This is a genomic window from Flavobacteriales bacterium, assembly GCA_019694795.1.
Taxonomy (GTDB): domain Bacteria; phylum Bacteroidota; class Bacteroidia; order Flavobacteriales_D; family UBA2798; genus UBA2798.
The window spans coordinates 1-16,805 of record JAIBBF010000023.1; the positions used below are offsets into that span (position 1 = coordinate 1).

Genomic DNA, 16,805 nt, shown 5'->3' on the forward strand with positions numbered 1-16,805 from the left:
AAGCTCATTCCCTTTATTAAAAAACAAAAAATAAAACTCATCGGCATCAGCGGTAATCCGAAAAGTACATTGGCCAATCATTCCGACTTTCATCTAAATGTAAAAGTGCATAAAGAGGCTTGTCCACTCGAATTAGCCCCCACCTCTTCCACCACTGCTACACTGGCCATGGGTGATGCTATTGCTGTGGCCTTGATGAAAGCGCGAAAATTCAAAAGCGAAGATTTTGCTCAATTTCATCCCGGCGGAAGTTTGGGAAGAAAATTACTGACCACCGTTGATCAGGTGATGTTCAAAGAAAAATTGCCCTTATTAAAACAAGGTGATCCGTTCAGTAAAATCATTGATGTAATGACGAAAGGTCGTTTGGGTTTAGCTGTAGTGGTAAACAATAAATCTATCCAGGGCATCATCACCGATGGTGATTTAAGAAGAGCTATGGATAAATACAAAGCGGACTTATTCGAAGTGAGTGCGGGAGAAATCATGACGAAAAATCCAAAGCGCATTTCTCGCGAAATGAAATTAGTGGAAGCGGAAGAATTAATGAGTAAACTAAAAATTACATCCTTACTGGTTGAAGACAAAAAACAACTGGTTGGAATTGTTCAATTATACAGTATTACCAATGACTGAATTATATCAAAAAATTAAATCCGGAAAATTTCTGATTGCCGGTCCCTGCATTATTGAGAATGAAAAAATGGTGTTGGATCTGGCCGAACAATTAAAAACAATTGCAGAAAAAACCGGATTCACCTATATTTTTAAAGCATCTTTCGATAAAGCGAATCGCACCAGCGTAAGTTCGTTTCGCGGCAATGGAATGGAAGAAGGATTACGCATTTTACAAAAAGTAAAAACGGAATTCGGATTACCGGTAACTACCGATATTCACGAAAGCGACCAAGCTGCCATTGCTGGAGAAGTGATTGATGTTTTGCAAATACCTGCTTTTTTATGCCGACAAACCGATTTACTCGTAGCAGCAGGAAATACAGGCAGGATCGTAAACATCAAAAAAGCGCAGTTTTTATCGGGTGCAGAAATGAAATTTCCGGTGGATAAAGTAAAAAGCACCGGCAACGAAAAAATTATGCTCACCGAGCGGGGAACCATGTTTGGATATAACAACCTGGTGGTGGATTTCAGGAATATTGTGGACATGAAAAGTTTTGGTTATCCCGTATGCATGGACGTGACCCACTCCACACAAAAACCCGGAGGTGCAGGAGGTAAAAGTGGTGGTAACCGCGAATACGCACCCCTATTGGCAGCAGCAGCAGCAGCAGCGGGTGCCGACGGATTTTTCTTTGAAGTGCACCGCAATCCCGATGAAGCATTATCGGATGGTCCGAACATGATTCCACTTTCCGAATTTGAAGCCTTACTTCAACATCACGTGCTGCCGCATTTGAAAAAATAAAACTATTTCTCTCCGGCGTTGTTATGTATGTATGCATACCTACTCCGCCACACAAAAAATTCCGATCAGCTTAGAACAGGCCTGGGACTTTTTTTCGTCACCGAAAAATTTATCCCTTATTACGCCACCCGAAATGCGATTTGAAATCCAATCGGAGGTTCCTGAAAAAATGTATTCCGGATTATTTATTCAGTATAAGGTTCGTCCGCTAATGAACATCCCCACCACCTGGGTAACGGAAATAAAACACGTTGAAGAACCACTGTATTTTGTCGATGAACAAATAGAAGGTCCTTATACCGTATGGCATCATCAGCATTTTTTTAAAGTGATTGATGGCGGAATAGAGATGACCGACATTGTCGATTATAAAATTCCTATGGGAATCATCGGAAAATTCATGAACCGGCTTTTTATCCGAAAAAAAATAAATGCAATTTTCGAATACCGCCGCAAGAAACTCATTGAGCTATTCGGAGAAATAAAATATTAAATCTTATTTCCACTCCAGCTCAAGATCCCAATTAGAGCGGATAGAAATTTCCTGATTAAATAAAATGACCTGCTCCGGTAATATTCTGTCCGTAACAGAACCCGGCGACCATTCCCCGTTTCCGTCGGTATCTATAATGTACCGCAATTTATAATTGCCCGGTGCCAGCAATGGAAATTCAAGTATGGTAGAAGGAGGATTATTCCACTGCGTTCGGATTTGTCCTTTATCATTTATCAACTGCAAAATTCCGTTCGGATGATTCTCCAGTTTAAAATCGAGATACAGAGCACCGTAATAATCTTCATTTCTTACTTTAAAACGAAGCGTATCGGCCGAAATACTTCTTCCGAATACATCCTTCACCAAATTAGTCCCCACTAGTAAAATTCCGCGGCTTCCGGGAGCCAAACGTTGAACGGGATGAATGAGGATGGTTTTCTCATCCACCTTTTCAATTTCTGCCTGAACACGAACGCTGTCGATCAATAATTGAAAATCGTTTCCGATGATATCGCAGGGGACATCAAACTTCAATTGAAGATCCTGCTTAATATCGAGATAAGGTGTAAAGTTATTCCGGTAAATCAAGGGTTGCTGCAGCGATTTTTCACGCTTTTTTTCATCGCGCAACAACATAATGGTATCCGTAAAAACATGCGCAGAATCTTCCTCAATCCGAACAATCAGCGATTGAACCAATGGATCGGAAAAGGAAATTTGTAGACTGTCGTCGTGCTTAATAAAATTTCTTACCGCCGTCGGTTGCCGGTCCGCGTTCATCGAAAACAATTCGGGGACACCGTTATAGGGACGCGAAAAAATTAGATTCAGAATTCCGGGTTCGAAAAACTCGCGCTTCTGCACAAACAATTTTTCGCGCCGCTCTTTGATCAGGGAAATTTCAATGTTTCCTAACGACAATCCCCCATTTAAATGAATGGTGTCGGCAAAAAATCCGGCCTCTTCACCACTGGCGTCATAACGATAATTGCCATTACTTTCTTTGAGTGCATAAAGTAAATAATCTCCGCTTTTCACATGACTGATCGAAAAATTTCCCTGCGCATCGCTGAAGCTTAAATAGGAAGGGAGTCCTTTAAAAAAAGCACTATCCTGATTCAATTCATACAAAGCAAGCATGACTCCCTTTTCGGGATTTCGGTTTAATGCGTTGATCACTTTCCCATTCACCTGAAGCGAATCGAGAACGGGTCCCGTTGAAAAAACATAATTCAATCCCGCTGCCGGATTTCCTTCGGTAATATCTACCACTGCCGAACCCATGTGCATGGTGTACGTGGTATTGGCTTGTAAATCGCCGTTGAAATGAATAAACAATGTTTTACCACGCAAAATATAATCAGGACTCGTGCTCAAAGCGGGAGAAAAAAAGATTTTGGAACGCGGATCGTTTAATTTTACATACTCATCAAACTCCAGTCGGATTTCTTTGGTATTAACATTTACGGAACCGTTTTTCGGGTAACAATGATCGTTGACCAATTGAGGAGGGACTACATCTTTATCCCCACCGGTAGGAACCGCCATTTGCGCGCAGGATGCTGCAAATACAATGAGGTATAAAAGGAGAAACTTTTTCAATGGAGCGATTGAATTAATCCGGCCACATTTTCCAATCCCCACTGATCCACTTCCGAAAAATCATTCAGCTGATCACTATCCACATCCAGCACCAGCAACACATTTCCTTTGGCGTCCAAAACCGGAACTACAATCTCGGAACGGGAATCGGAACTACATGCGATATGTCCGGGAAATGCATCTACATCCGGAACAATAATGGTTTTTTTCTCTTTAAAACAGGCACCGCAAACACCTTTTCCATAAGCAATCCGTGTACAGGCAATGGTTCCTTGAAAGGGACCCAGAACCAGTTCATTTTCTTTTACGAAATAAACACCTACCCAAAAAAACTGAAAAGTCGATTTTAAAGCGGCAACGATATTCGAAATATTGGCAATTAAATCGGGTTCGCCTTCCGTTAATCCCTTCAGCTGGGGCAATAGCGATTCGTATTTTTCTTTCCGACTCGCACTGACTTCTATGTGTAATTCTTCTGCCATTCGTAATGCAAATATGCAAATATTCAATCTCCGAAATCTCCAAATTTTATAAAGGCATTCATGCTTAATCCACTCAGCGAATAACTATCCGCGCCCTGCATGCGCACACCGCCCACGGCACGGTAACCGAGTCCGAGTCCGAATTTCATATACCGAAAAACCTTTATGGTGGCATTGATATTCGGTTCTACCAGATAATAACCGCTGTATTCGGAACCTGTACTTCCGAATCCTAAATCCGTTAATTCGGCAAAGCCATAACCCAGATGCAAAAGCGGATTTAACTGGACCGGTTTATCCTGAAAAAAAGTATAATCCACATAAACGGTGCTGTACATGGTAACGAGTTGCTGGCGATTGAGCAAACTGAAACTTTCATTGATTACCGTGCTGGCGAAATAAGAAGAAAATCCCAACACCCATTTTTCTTCACCATCCATGTACCATCCGCCCCGAATGCCATGCAAATAAGCAGGTTCATCGTTAAAATACGTGTACTTTAATTCATAGCCACCTTCCTCCCAGCTGAATATCATACGCAGCATTAAATCGGCACAGCCAAAATATTGCGCTCTGGAGGCATGAAATGAACCCAGCATGAACAGGAATATGAGAAGGCATTTTTTCAACAAGGCCAAAATACGAAAAAACAGAAAGGCATTCTGCTTATCTTGTGGGGAGATTTTTACACCATGCCAGAAAACGAAAAAAAATTATTTTTATTGGATGCCTTTGCGCTTATTTTCAGAGGATATTTTGCGCTTGCCTCCAATGCCAAATTTAATCCCGTTAACTCTAAGGGGGTCGATACCTCTGCTGTTTTGGGATTTACCAATACACTGGTAGAACTGCTCAATAAGCAAAAACCCACTCATATTGCCGTAGTTTTCGATACGGCCGCTCCAACTGTGCGCCACGAAGAATTTTCCGAGTATAAAGCCAATCGCGATGAAACTCCCGAAGCCATTATCGTTGGTGTTCCCTATATCAAAGAAATCATCAAGGCATTCCGTATTCCGGTAATTGAAACGGATGGCTATGAAGCGGATGATGTGATTGGAACGTTGGCAAAAAAAGCGGAAAAGCAGGGATATGTTACGTACATGATGACCCCCGACAAAGATTTTGGTCAACTCGTTGATGAAAATATTCTCATTTATCGTCCGGGTCGTTTCGGTAATGAAGCAGAAGTATTAGGTGTAGCGGAAGTCTGCGAAAAATTCGGCGTGGATCGTCCCGAACAGGTCATCGATATCCTCGGTCTCATGGGAGATGCGGTTGACAATATTCCGGGTGTTCCGGGAATCGGACCAAAAACAGCATCACAGTTGGTGAAGGAATATGGCAGCGTAGAAAATGTAATTGCCAATGCCGATAAATTAAAAGGAAAACTCAAGGAGAAAGTCGAACAACACAAAGACCAGGCATTGCTTTCGAAACGACTGGCCACCATCATTACCGATTCGCCGGTTGAATTTGATGAGCAGGATTTAATTCTTGAAGAACCCGACAAAGAAAAAATTCTTGAACTCTTTACCGAACTCGAATTTAAAACACTTGCCAAGCGGGTATTGGGACAAGAACTGAAACCGGCTGTTCAAAAAGGCGATCAGTTTGATTTGTTCAGCACAGGTGATGCCAACGCAGAAGAAAACAATGAAGAACACGAAGGAGAAATTCGTTCGCTGGATAACATTACTACCGTAAAACACGAATACAAAATTGCATCATCCGATGAGGAAATCAATCACCTGGTGCAAACACTTAGCACATTGCGTGAATTTTGTTTCGATACGGAAACCACATCACTCGAGGTGCTCGATGCGGAATTAGTGGGGATGTCCTTTTCCTGGCACCGCCACGAAGCCTGGTACGTTCCCTTTCCGGAAAATCAGGAAGAAGCAAAAGCGATACTGCAAAAATTTAAACCCGTATTTGAACAAACTGAAATACGGAAAATCGGACAAAATATTAAATACGATTTCATGGTGCTTGCGCAATATGGAATTGAAATAAAAGGTGAATTGTTCGACACCATGCTTGCTCATTATCTCATTGAACCTGATCAACGTCACGGAATGGATGAGCTGGCCGAAAATTTTCTGAACTATCAACCAGTTTCCATTGAGGAACTCATTGGTAAAAAAGGAAAATCGCAAGGCAGTATGCGCGATGTTGAATTATCGCAAATTGCAGAATATGCAGGAGAAGATGCCGATATTACCTATCAGCTAAAACTTCGTTTTGAACCCGAATTAAAATCGCGCGCTGCCGAAGCATTGTTTCAATCGGTGGAATGTCCGCTCGTTCCCGTTCTCGCTCACATGGAAATGGAAGGCGTGCATCTGGATATCGATTTTCTGCGCGAATACAGTGCTGAACTGGAAATAGAAATTACCGGCATCGAAAAAGAAATTAATCAACTGGCAGGGACGCCCTTCAACATTAATTCGCCGAAACAACTTGGACAAATTCTCTTCGAGGTTTTAAAAATCGACGAGAAAGCGAAAAAAACGAAAACGGGTCAATACGCCACCAGTGAAGACATCCTCGTGAAGTTGATGGACAAACATCCGATCATCGAAAAAATTCTCGATTACCGTGAAATCGGAAAATTAAAAAGTACGTATGTGGATTCCCTGCCGGAAATGGTGCATCCGAAAACGGGTCGCGTACACACCACGTTTATGCAAGCGGTTGCGGCAACCGGACGTTTGTCTTCCAACAATCCGAATCTGCAGAATATTCCTATTCGAACTGAACGCGGAAAAAAAATCCGGAAAGCATTTATCCCCAGAAACGAAGAATTTGTTTTAGTGTCGGCCGACTATTCCCAGGTTGAATTGCGGATAATGGCAGCATTGAGTCAGGATGAAAACATGGTCCGCGCCTTCAGCAACAACATCGACATTCACACTGCCACTGCTGCGAAAGTATTTGGCGTTGCCGAAGTAGATGTGATCAAGGACATGAGAAGTCGCGCGAAGGCGGTCAATTTTGGAATCATTTATGGTCAAACCGCCTATGGTTTATCCCAAAACCTCGGTATTCCGCAAAAAGAAGCCAAAGAGATCATTGATAATTATTTTCAGCAATATCCTTCCGTAAAAAAATATATGGAAGAAAGCATCCGAAAAGGACATGAGCTGGGTTATGTAGAAACCATCATGGGCAGAAGAAGGTATTTACCCGATATCGATTCCGGCAATGCCACGGTGAGAGGATTTGCCGAGCGAAATGCAATTAATGCCCCATTACAGGGATCGGCGGCAGATATTATTAAAATAGCCATGATTAACATTCACGAAGAGATTAAAAAGCGCAAGCTGAAATCGAAAATGGTGCTGCAGGTCCACGATGAATTGGTATTTGATGCGCATCAGTCGGAACTGGACGAACTGCTTCCGCTGATCAAGGACAAGATGGAACATGCCGTAGATTTGAGTGTGCCCTTGCTGGTAGAGATCGACAAAGGGAAAAACTGGCTCGAAGCCCACTAAATCCATTTTGAATATCTGCGAATTCCCATATATTTGAGTAATCAAACCCCGAACTGATGAAAAATCGAATAGTATTTTTGAGTTTAGCTGCTGTGGCTTTAACCTGGTCAGCCTGCGGTGGTGGAGAAGGCGATTCTGCGTTGAGCAATGTTGACAGCGCAAAAATTGCGAACGACACCATTGACGATACCAAATCGAAAATTGAAGAAGCGAAAAAGGTGTATTACAGTATTCCATCCACTTCAGAAATGGCCGAACTCCTCAGCGATGCAGGTGCTAATTACGACATGAAGTTGTTAAACGACATCAACCTGGTTGATCGCTATACCACTTCCAGAAAGCAGGCACTCAACATCGGAATTTACGGGGCAGATCTCAACTATTGTTCCATTTTCGAACGCACCAACGAAACCATGTTCTACATGGAATGTACACGTTCACTGGCCGAGCGTTTGGGAATTGAAAACGCCATTAAAGACGAAACCATCACCCGTGCCGAAGAGAACATCGACAATCGCGATTCCATGTTGAACATCATCAGCGATATGTTTTATGAATTAGAAGAATACCTCGCAGAAAACGATAAAGACGATATTTCTGCATTGGTTATCGGAGGCGGATGGATTGAAGGTTTGTACCTGGCATGTATGACGGTTAATGAGAAAAAACCGAATCAGGATATTCTCAACCGCATTGCAGAGCAAAAGTTTTCATTATCTAACCTCGTAAAATTCGTGGAGCAGTATAAGGAAAACGAAGATGTAAAAGGATTGCACGAAGACTTACTCCGAATCGAAGCTGCATTTGCAGATATTACTGTAGAAAAACAAAGCACGGAGGTAAGTACCGACAATAACGGAACAACTGTAATCGGTGGTAAAACGAATATTAGCATCACGCTGGATCAATTTAAAAACCTGAAAAAAGTGGTTAAAGAAATCCGCGAATCTTACGTTAAAATCTGATCGTCATGAAATTTATATATAGTTTAACCTTCGCAACATTGATGTTAATTGGCTTTGGAACCGAAGCCAGTGCGCAATGTAAAAGTTATGCAAAACGCCAATGTAAACCGGCTCTTGCTCCATTTCTGCACAACGGACAATTAAACAATGCTGTGCTAGTTCCCGGCGATAAAGCGGAATTGTTGCTGACCTTTTTCTCCGGACAAGAATATCGTTTAATGATTTGCGCAATGCCGGTATTAGGAAAAGTCACTTTCCGAGTTCTTGATTCCGACAGAAATCAGATTTTCAGTTCAGAAAAAACGCCTGATAAAAATTATTTCGATTTTAAAGTGGCCTCTACCCAACAATTAATTGTAGAGATTAATGTCCCCGAAGCAAAAGCAACGAACGACATTGTGCCGGAAGGCTGTGTAACTGTTATGATCGGATTCAAAAAATAATAGTACTCCCGATAAAAAGAAAAGGCCGGATAACCGGCCTTTTATTATTTAATCATCATCGTGTTCACCATCTTCATGTTCATGCTCTTCTTCATGTTCATGTTCCGGAGAAGCAACAAAATCTTTTCGGATTTCGCTATGTCTGATTTCACCACCGGTGGTTCCTACTTTTCGAAGGAGATAAAAATTACCGGCAGAAAGAAGCAAAACAGTGGTGGAAACATATATCGCCCACTTCTTCCCTTTCCATTCAGCAAACAAGCCTACCATCGAAATCAAAGCCACAATTACGGAAACAATCAGCGCAACTTCGGCACTTTCTTCATGCTCGTGAATTAATTTATGATCTGCTCCCGGTAATGATTCTACCACTTCTTCTGCTCCTTCACCACTGAAGTTAGCAGGCATCGCCGTTAATCCTCCAAGAATTAATAAGAATAATCCCACTCTGCGTACTACCGAGCTGCGAAGCGCAAAACCTAGTGCAAGTACAATTAATCCAAATAAACTCCCCATGATGGGAAGATGGTTCACCAAAAGGTGAAAATGTGCCTCATTCATCGTTTTAAATTTTAAGCAATTTCATAAAATTTTACCAAAAGCCTAACAGCTTGGTCGCAATTATCCGCTATCAGATATAAAAAAAGCCCCTTCTCCATGAAAAGGGGCTTTCTGTTAAAGGAAATCTTTATTCAAAAATCAGTTTCTTCACCACGGTGCGGTCGCCAACTAAAAGACGAACAAAATAAACACCTGCAGGTAAATCGCCACGTTGAATGTTAAACTGGTGATCGCCGTTGGACATATTTCCGAGTTGATGACTAGCAACAACCTGACCCAACATATCCGCCAATTCAATTTCTACCTGATCATTTCCGTAAGTATAAAATGCAACGGTAGAAAAATCGCGTGATGGATTCGGATAAACACTTACATGGAATGGGTCGCTGAGCTCATCAATGCCAACTGCACCGGAAATATTAATATCGTCGATGTAAATATTATTTCCTCCTCCATTTTCGAACGAAATCTTAAACATAAAATTCTGCACGAGGTAAGAAGGAAGAATATTGGTAACGTCAACATTTACCCATTGACCTGAATTCGGTGTAAATGCACCAGTTGTATTCGGAGCTGTATTGAAATTCGTTCCGGATAATGTTTTTCTCACCGACCAGCTTGCACCACAATCGTTAGACACCATTACTTTTAATTTATCGGTATTGGAATTCGTTTTATACGCAAATGCATATTTAAATGAAAGTGTAACCGAACTGAAAGAAGAAAGGTCGTAGGTGGTAGAAATAATTTCATCAATCGTTCCTGTTCCACCAGCGTAATTGTTCATTTTAATGGATTTGCTTCCGGTAGCAGCAACACCGCTTACTACCGACCAGGTTTGACCATCATCTGCATTGTAAACAAACCACTCATTGTTTGGAACTGCGGTTACGGTTTCAAATCCTTCAACGATAGGACCGGGAATTCCCACATTTGGAATTACGGTAATGTAGTTGTTTACTGTAGATGTTACCGATTGCGCTCCATTACCCGAAGTAAGTGAAACGGTATATTGTCCAACATTCGGATACGTAATTCCCGAAGGATTTTCATCGGTGCTCGAAGATGGAGATGCGCCATTGAATGTCCAGCTCCATTGTGTAGGACCATGATACGATTGATCGTCGAAATTAATCGTTTCTCCGGCGCAAATAATGTAGCGGTTAGAACCGAAAGCTGCGGCACATAAATTATCAGGACCATCTGTTCCTGTGTTAGCAAGATTCGTGCTGGTCCATAATTGATTTCTTTGTCCAACAGTACTAATTAACGCTGCACGCATTCTGCTTTTTTGTCCGTTGGTAAACATTCTTGAGCAATAAGAATACTCCATGTAGTTCTGAACATTATCAATTGTATTTCCGCAAGTAGCGCCATTGATATTACAGTTATCCCAACCTTCGGTTTGTGGTGTATCCGTTACATTATCATCACCGCAGGAAACTCCCGGATTGTTGGTACTTCCCCATACATGCGATAGATTCAGCCAATGTCCAACTTCATGCGTAAGTGCGCGACTTTTTACAACGGATGATGTACCGATTTCACCAATGTAATCATGATTGATCCAGATACCATCGTATTTCGCCTGGTTCCAGTTATTCGGATTCATGGTATATCCTGCTGCACCGCTTGCGTTTTTACATACCCAGATATTGAGGTAGTGATTACGCGGATATTTTACATTGTTGGAATTGGTAAGGCTATTATTGAGATGTTTATTTACATCATCCACCATGGCATTATCACCATCATTGGTACGGGTAGAAAAAGTACGGGTAATTCCGCTCACACAGTTTCCGAGTTCATCGTATTGTGCTAAACGAAATTCAATTCCAACATCAGCAATATTATTTGCAAATGCAGAAACCACCATACTGGTATCGGAATTCAGTTTATTGTAATCGCGGTTTAAAATGCGTACTGCATCATACACTTGTTCGTCCGAAATATTTTCAGGTCCGCCTTCGTGCACAATGTGAAAAACAATGGGAATAACATAAATGGTTTGCGATCCGCGTTGTTCTCCTGCTTGTGAGGCGATGATTTGTTGAATTTCATTTTCATAAGCATCATCCATGGCCTGATGAACCGGACCATAGCCAACGGATTTTTTTACGCGCTGCTCAAAAGCAGGTTGTCCGCAATACTTAATGTGATCGTGATCGTCCTTTATCTGTGCAAAGGATAATGATGCTGTTAAAACTGACAGCGCAAGGGTAAAAATTCTTTTCATGGTTTTTAGCAATATTCTCTGAGGTTCACCACAGTGGTGGTGATGGTTTCAGGTTTCCGAAATATACCCAATAATTTTTCGGCAACAAAAGCAGGTGTGTGGAGTTCTCCTTTGTTTTTGTATTCCTGAAATCTGATTAATGAAGAAAACCCGGATGCATTTGCCGTGCGAATATGCGCTTGCATCGGTGTATCGATGATTCCGGGATAAAATGAAAACGCGCGAATATGATCTGCCCCAACTTCCTTTAATTCAACAGCTAACACTTCCGTGAATGCATCTACTGCCGCTTTTGATGCACAATAGGCAGCCCAGGAAGGAATAGCACTTTTCGCTGCTCCGGAACTGATGTTAATGATTAAACAAGGATAATTTTTATTTTTTGCGCGACTTAGGAAACGGTCGCATAATTGGGTGAGCGCAATAACATTTAAATGAAAAAGTTGCTCATAATGCGAATTCGTCAGCGATCCAACCCGATCAATTTCACCAATCATTCCCGCATTGTTGATGAGAACAACTTCATCCGACGAGGCAGGAAATTCCAACGCAATCTTTTCTACACTTCCCGGTTGCGATAAATCTGCCTGTATAAATGTAAAGTTCGGATGTGAAATGGAATTGCTTCTCGAAATACCGGTCACTTTGTGTTCGGACAATAACATTTCTGCCAGTGCTTTTCCTAAACCACTTCCGGTACCGGTAATAAAATAATGTTTCATTATTGATTGATCTCAATAAAGCGGGCTACGTCGCGTGATGTTCCGAAAATAATTAAGGTGTCGGTGTGATAAACGACCGTTTCTGAACTTGGAACACCAAGTAAGTGATTTTCCTTAACCAATTCTTTTCCTTCTTTCTCGTCGAACAATCGTTTGATGGTAATTAACGTAAGATGATATTTATCGCGCAATCCGATATCCTGCAAGGAGCGGTTTACAACATTTCGTGGCGCTTTTACTTCGGCAATTTCATAATCGTCGGGCAGTTGTAAAAACGAAACAATACTTGGATTAAGTAATCGCTCGGCAACAACAAACGCAACTTCTTCTTCTGGTAATAATATTTCTTTAACACCAATTTTTTCAAGAATCATTTTCTGTTGCAATCCATGTGCCCGTGCAATAACACGTTTAACTCCCAAATCAATTAAGTGGGCACAGGTAAGAATGGTCGCTTCAAAATTTTCTCCAATGGCAACTACTACACCATCCAAATCCGTAATGTTTTGCGAAATCAAGGCTTTGTCGTCGGTCGAATCCAAGGTTGCGGCATAGGCGACTTCATCTTTTACGTTATCGATTTTTTCTTCATCCATATCGTAACAAAACACCTCTGCACCTTTTTGGGCAAGGCGACGAGCAATATTGGATCCGTAGCGTCCAACTCCAATTACTGCAAACTTATTTCCCTGTAATGGCATAATCTTTTTTTATTTTCCTAATGCTTGTTCTAAATCGGCAAATAAATCATTGATGTCTTCAACGCCTACACTTAAACGCAATAACGAATCAACCACCCCTGCTTTTTCTCGTTCTGCTTTCGGAATGGATGCATGCGTCATGGTTGCCGGATGATTGATGAGCGATTCCACTCCACCCAGCGATTCTGCCAATGAAAACACCTGAAATGAAGAAGCCAGTTTAAATGTTTCTTCTACATTTCCTTTGTACACAAACGAAATCATTCCGCCAAATCCACGCATTTGCTTTTTCGCAATGGCATGATTCGGATGATCTTCGAAACCGGGCCAGTATACTTTTTCCACTTTCGGATGCTTACGCAGGAAATGTGCAATTTTCTCACCGTTTTCACAGTGACGCTCCATTCGGAGATGCAAGGTTTTAATTCCGCGAATCACCAGGAAAGCGTCTTGCGGACCCGGCGTTGCACCGCATGAGTTATGAATAAAAGCTAAACGTTCAAACAATTTATCATCGTTCAACACCAAAGCACCCATTACAACATCGCTGTGTCCGCCCAGGTATTTGGTTACCGAATGCATAACAATATCCGCACCGAGATCCAGCGGATTTTGCAAATAGGGTGATGCAAAAGTATTATCTACGGCAAGCAAAATATTTTTCTCTTTCGCAATTTTTGCGCAAGCTTCAATATCGATGATCTGCATGGTGGGATTGGTTGGTGTTTCCACCCAGATCAGTTTTGTTTTTTCATTGATAAAATTCCGGATGTTTTCCGCATTGGTCATATCCACAAAATGAAATCGGATTCCAAATGGTTCAAACACTTTCGTGAACATGCGGTAAGATCCGCCATATAAATCATCGCCGGTAATCACTTCATCGCCGGGTTGCAATAATTTTATCACTGCATCCATAGCTCCCATTCCGGATGAAAAGCATAAACCATGTTTCGCTTTTTCCAATGCAGCAATGTTTTTTTCCAAAGCAGCCCTCGTCGGATTTTTACCGCGCGCATAAGCATAACCCTTGTGTTTACCGGGCGACTCCTGCACAAATGTTGAGGTCTGGAAAATCGGAGTCATAATTGCTCCGGTGGAAGGATCAGGCTCCATGCCTGCATGAATGGCTCTGGTACCAAAGCCCAGTTTAGAAGTGTCTTTCATAACGCGACTAAATTACATAAAAGGAAAGCATGTGGGCTAAATTATTCCCGATTTTCATCATCGCCCCCTAACCAGCGAGGGAGGACAATTGCTCCAATCAGCAAATAAGGATAATAGGAGATCAAACGCCAAAGCACCGCAAACAATCCGGCCAGACCGAAAGGCACAAAATCACTCAGGAATCCGGAAAAAACAAACTCTGCAATTCCGCTCCCGCCGGGGGTTGGACTAACCAGCAAAATCACCCACATGGAAAGCTGCCGGGCAAATATCACCAGGTGATCGGTAAAAGGAACAATGGAAAACAACAGAAAATTAATCACCAGAAAACGGGCCGTCCATGAAATTGCCGTCGCCATAAACGCCTTTACCCAAAATGAAAAAGCTTTGTTTTTAAGTTCAGCGGAGGTAACAATGATATCCTGTTTTAATCGTTCGGCACGGTGAGAAAAGCGATTTAAAAAAGGCAAACGGCAAATAAAAATCAGAAACGATCCGAAAGAAGAAGGACTCACAAATACAGCAAAAAACAACAGGAAAGTAATTAAGGCAATAAATGAAAATGCAATCCAAAACAATCCGACCACATGCAGATCCAGTCCGAAAATCGATTTGGTTAAGTCAATCGGAAAAAGCGCTGCCGTTCCAGCTATGAGTAATAATATAGGGACCACCAAAATATAGAACAATTCATCGAGCAATGCGGTAATCATCACCAAGGCGGTGGCTCTTCCCATTTCTATTTTTTCTTTATTCAGAATGAACATGGCTACTGCTGCACCACCTACTACACCCGGAGTAACGGCAGAGGCAAATTCCCATATCATTATCACCCTAAAAGACTGCCTCCAGGTCAATCGCTTTTCGGTGAGTAACCGAATCCGCCACATATAAGCCAAATCGCGAACCATCATCATCACGAAAGCCATAAAAATTCCCAGCACACTCATCCATCCCCAATCTAATTTTCCAATGGCATCCGTAAAACGTTGCCGGGAATAACTTCCGCAGCAGGTGGAGAGTTTAAATTCGGAAGGATCCGAAAAATCGACAAGTCCATTCTGATTATTATCCACCCATTCATAATTTCCATTCGGGTCTGCAATAAATTTTTCTTCCCGGATAGCCGACATGATCATGTACACCGCAACAGCTATTCCAATCAGGACAGGAATCCAGATTTTCCATCCCGAGCGTATCGATAATCTTCCGTTATTTGCAGTTGTCATGCTTAAGCGTGAGGTATCAATTAGTGAACATTGTCCGAAAGATGAAAAAAATATATCACTTATCAAGCTGCTCTACCTGCAAACGAATCATTAAGGAATTAAATCTTCCTTCGGATTTTATTTTCCAGGATATTAAAACGGAAAAAATTACTCCGGAACAGTTGGATCAAATGGCTGAGCTGGCAGGAAATTATCAGTCCTTGTTTTCTAAAACAGCACTAAAATACCGGGCACTGGGTTTAGACAAAAAAGAACTCCGGGAAGATGACTACCGAAAATGGATTCTGGAAGAGTACACCTTTCTGAAAAGACCGGTGATGATTATTGGGAAAAAAATAGTCATTGGTAATTCTAAAAAAGCTATCGAGGAAGCAAAAACATATCTTCGCGGGTAAATGTCGAAATCCCTCCTTGCACACCTCGCCATTTTTTTAGCGAACCTGATCTACGGAATAAATTATACCGTAGCAAAGGAAGTCATGGGACATTACATCGATCCTTTCGGGTTTATTCTACTTCGGGTTTCGGGTACCATTTTGTTGATTTGGACTACTGCTCTTCTCTTCAAAAATGAAAAAGTAGCCTCCTCCGATTTCAAATTACTTTTTCTCTGCGGTTTATCAGGCGTAGGAATCAATCAAATGCTTTTTTTCTGGGGACTATCCCTCACCTCGCCCATTAATTCTTCCATCATCATGGTTACCACACCACTTCTGGTAATGGTGATGGCTTCCATTCTTTTAAAGGAACGTTTTCACGGTTTAAAAATTACCGGTCTGTTTCTCGGATTGGGTGGCGCAGTGGTATTGTTGTTGCTTCGACCATCCTCCGGTGGCAGCGGTAATTTATTTGGCGATTTTGTGACCTTCCTCAATGCATGTTTTTATGCCATTTACCTGGTCATCGTAAAACCTTTGATGAAAAAATATCACCCGATTACCGTGATGAAATGGGTGTTTTTATTCGGACTTATACCGGTAATTCCTTTCGGTTTTCAGGAATTTATGGCAATTGAGTGGCACTCCTTCCCGGCTCACATCATCTGGTCGGTCCTTTTTGTAGTAGTGGGGACCACCTTTCTTGCATATTTGTTAAACACCTATGGATTGGTCAATTTAAGTCCCTCGGTAGTCAGTGCTTATATTTACCTGCAACCTGCATTAGCAGCAATGATTGCGGTAATGGCGGGTAAGGACCAGTTGGATGCGATCAAGATTATTTCCACACTCTTTATTTTTGCCGGTGTGTACCTCATTAACAGAAAATAAAATTGGT

17 protein-coding genes are annotated in these 16,805 nt (G+C 41.7%); 8 read left to right on the plus strand and 9 right to left on the minus strand.

The genetic code is table 11. The features are described from left to right. The 3 genes from K1X56_08555 to K1X56_08565 all read left to right on the plus strand — a co-directional run. On the plus strand, positions 1–636 hold a 636-nt coding region (locus K1X56_08555; protein ID MBX7094757.1), incomplete at its 5' end, for a KpsF/GutQ family sugar-phosphate isomerase. After that, on the plus strand, positions 629–1,426 hold the full coding sequence (gene kdsA, locus K1X56_08560; GenBank protein MBX7094758.1) for a 3-deoxy-8-phosphooctulonate synthase: 798 nt from the start codon (positions 629–631) through the stop codon (positions 1,424–1,426). The genes K1X56_08555 and kdsA, both read left to right, overlap by 8 nt. 31 nt (positions 1,427–1,457) lie before the next feature. After that, positions 1,458–1,919, plus strand: a complete 462-nt coding sequence (locus K1X56_08565; protein MBX7094759.1) for an SRPBCC family protein — start codon at positions 1,458–1,460, stop codon at positions 1,917–1,919. 3 nt (positions 1,920–1,922) lie between these two features. On the opposite strand, the gene K1X56_08570 is transcribed toward K1X56_08565, so the two are convergent. From K1X56_08570 to K1X56_08580, 3 genes are read right to left on the minus strand one after another with little or no spacing between them, the layout of a single operon-like run. Next, positions 1,923–3,524, minus strand: a complete 1,602-nt coding sequence (locus K1X56_08570; protein ID MBX7094760.1) for an Ig-like domain-containing protein — start codon at positions 3,522–3,524, stop codon at positions 1,923–1,925. Further along, positions 3,521–4,006 (minus strand): GAF domain-containing protein, encoded by a 486-nt coding sequence (locus K1X56_08575; protein ID MBX7094761.1) that lies wholly within the window; start codon positions 4,004–4,006, stop codon positions 3,521–3,523. Before K1X56_08575 ends, K1X56_08570 begins: the two co-directional genes overlap by 4 nt. Positions 4,007–4,029: 23 nt before the next feature. Further along, a complete protein-coding gene (locus tag K1X56_08580) occupies positions 4,030–4,605 on the minus strand; it encodes a hypothetical protein (GenBank protein MBX7094762.1) in 576 nt (191 codons plus the stop codon). 93 nt (positions 4,606–4,698) lie between these two features. Here K1X56_08580 and polA point away from each other — a divergent pair, with 93 nt between their 5' ends. The 3 genes from polA to K1X56_08595 are packed head-to-tail and all read left to right on the plus strand — an operon-like array spanning position 4,699 to position 8,914. Beyond that, positions 4,699–7,506, plus strand: a complete 2,808-nt coding sequence (gene polA, locus K1X56_08585) for a DNA polymerase I (protein MBX7094763.1) — start codon at positions 4,699–4,701, stop codon at positions 7,504–7,506. A gap of 56 nt (positions 7,507–7,562) precedes the next feature. Then, positions 7,563–8,471, plus strand: coding sequence for a hypothetical protein (locus K1X56_08590; protein ID MBX7094764.1), 909 nt, complete (start codon positions 7,563–7,565; stop codon positions 8,469–8,471). A gap of 5 nt (positions 8,472–8,476) precedes the next feature. Next, entirely contained in the window at positions 8,477–8,914 is a 438-nt protein-coding gene (locus tag K1X56_08595; GenBank protein ID MBX7094765.1) for a hypothetical protein, read from the plus strand. A 48-nt stretch (positions 8,915–8,962) separates the two neighbouring features. Here the strand turns inward: K1X56_08595 and K1X56_08600 are convergent, their stop codons facing one another. The 6 genes from K1X56_08600 to K1X56_08625 form a co-directional block, all read right to left on the minus strand. Next, positions 8,963–9,475 (minus strand): hypothetical protein, encoded by a 513-nt coding sequence (locus tag K1X56_08600; GenBank protein ID MBX7094766.1) that lies wholly within the window; start codon positions 9,473–9,475, stop codon positions 8,963–8,965. 127 nt (positions 9,476–9,602) lie between these two features. After that, the gene (locus K1X56_08605; GenBank protein ID MBX7094767.1) at positions 9,603–11,711 is read right to left on the minus strand and encodes a T9SS type A sorting domain-containing protein; all 2,109 of its coding nucleotides are present in this window, start codon (positions 11,709–11,711) and stop codon (positions 9,603–9,605) included. Between the two features lie 5 nt (positions 11,712–11,716). Beyond that, entirely contained in the window at positions 11,717–12,433 is a 717-nt protein-coding gene (locus tag K1X56_08610; GenBank protein ID MBX7094768.1) for an SDR family NAD(P)-dependent oxidoreductase, read from the minus strand. Continuing rightward, positions 12,433–13,134 (minus strand): TrkA family potassium uptake protein, encoded by a 702-nt coding sequence (locus K1X56_08615; protein ID MBX7094769.1) that lies wholly within the window; start codon positions 13,132–13,134, stop codon positions 12,433–12,435. The genes K1X56_08610 and K1X56_08615 overlap by 1 nt, the downstream gene beginning before the upstream one ends. Before the next feature lie 9 nt (positions 13,135–13,143). Continuing rightward, positions 13,144–14,301, minus strand: coding sequence for a cystathionine gamma-synthase (locus tag K1X56_08620; GenBank protein ID MBX7094770.1), 1,158 nt, complete (start codon positions 14,299–14,301; stop codon positions 13,144–13,146). Positions 14,302–14,342: 41 nt separating this feature from the next. Next, entirely contained in the window at positions 14,343–15,530 is a 1,188-nt protein-coding gene (locus tag K1X56_08625) for a flippase-like domain-containing protein (GenBank protein ID MBX7094771.1), read from the minus strand. 41 nt (positions 15,531–15,571) lie between these two features. Here K1X56_08625 and K1X56_08630 point away from each other — a divergent pair, with 41 nt between their 5' ends. Beyond that, positions 15,572–15,925 carry a hypothetical protein gene (locus K1X56_08630; protein ID MBX7094772.1) on the plus strand — a complete coding sequence of 118 codons (354 nt, stop codon included), beginning with the start codon at positions 15,572–15,574 and terminating at the stop codon, positions 15,923–15,925. Beyond that, on the plus strand, positions 15,926–16,798 hold the full coding sequence (locus tag K1X56_08635; protein MBX7094773.1) for a DMT family transporter: 873 nt from the start codon (positions 15,926–15,928) through the stop codon (positions 16,796–16,798). The last annotated feature ends 7 nt before the right edge of the window (positions 16,799–16,805 follow it).

What these genes read in the sequence shown, in the direction of transcription:
- K1X56_08615 (MBX7094769.1), bottom strand. Translation starts at nt 13,134, where the DNA reads ATGCCATTACAGGGAAATAAGTTTGCAGTAATTGGAGTTGGACGCTAC.
- K1X56_08595 (MBX7094765.1), top strand. Translation starts at nt 8,477, where the DNA reads ATGAAATTTATATATAGTTTAACCTTCGCAACATTGATGTTAATTGGC.
- K1X56_08565 (MBX7094759.1), top strand. Translation starts at nt 1,458, where the DNA reads ATGCATACCTACTCCGCCACACAAAAAATTCCGATCAGCTTAGAACAG.
- K1X56_08625 (MBX7094771.1), bottom strand. Translation starts at nt 15,530, where the DNA reads ATGACAACTGCAAATAACGGAAGATTATCGATACGCTCGGGATGGAAA.
- K1X56_08600 (MBX7094766.1), bottom strand. Translation starts at nt 9,475, where the DNA reads ATGAATGAGGCACATTTTCACCTTTTGGTGAACCATCTTCCCATCATG.
- K1X56_08605 (MBX7094767.1), bottom strand. Translation starts at nt 11,711, where the DNA reads ATGAAAAGAATTTTTACCCTTGCGCTGTCAGTTTTAACAGCATCATTA.
- polA (MBX7094763.1), top strand. Translation starts at nt 4,699, where the DNA reads ATGCCAGAAAACGAAAAAAAATTATTTTTATTGGATGCCTTTGCGCTT.
- K1X56_08635 (MBX7094773.1), top strand. Translation starts at nt 15,926, where the DNA reads ATGTCGAAATCCCTCCTTGCACACCTCGCCATTTTTTTAGCGAACCTG.
- K1X56_08575 (MBX7094761.1), bottom strand. Translation starts at nt 4,006, where the DNA reads ATGGCAGAAGAATTACACATAGAAGTCAGTGCGAGTCGGAAAGAAAAA.
- K1X56_08610 (MBX7094768.1), bottom strand. Translation starts at nt 12,433, where the DNA reads ATGAAACATTATTTTATTACCGGTACCGGAAGTGGTTTAGGAAAAGCA.
- K1X56_08630 (MBX7094772.1), top strand. Translation starts at nt 15,572, where the DNA reads ATGAAAAAAATATATCACTTATCAAGCTGCTCTACCTGCAAACGAATC.
- K1X56_08580 (MBX7094762.1), bottom strand. Translation starts at nt 4,605, where the DNA reads ATGCTGGGTTCATTTCATGCCTCCAGAGCGCAATATTTTGGCTGTGCC.
- K1X56_08590 (MBX7094764.1), top strand. Translation starts at nt 7,563, where the DNA reads ATGAAAAATCGAATAGTATTTTTGAGTTTAGCTGCTGTGGCTTTAACC.
- K1X56_08620 (MBX7094770.1), bottom strand. Translation starts at nt 14,301, where the DNA reads ATGAAAGACACTTCTAAACTGGGCTTTGGTACCAGAGCCATTCATGCA.
- kdsA (MBX7094758.1), top strand. Translation starts at nt 629, where the DNA reads ATGACTGAATTATATCAAAAAATTAAATCCGGAAAATTTCTGATTGCC.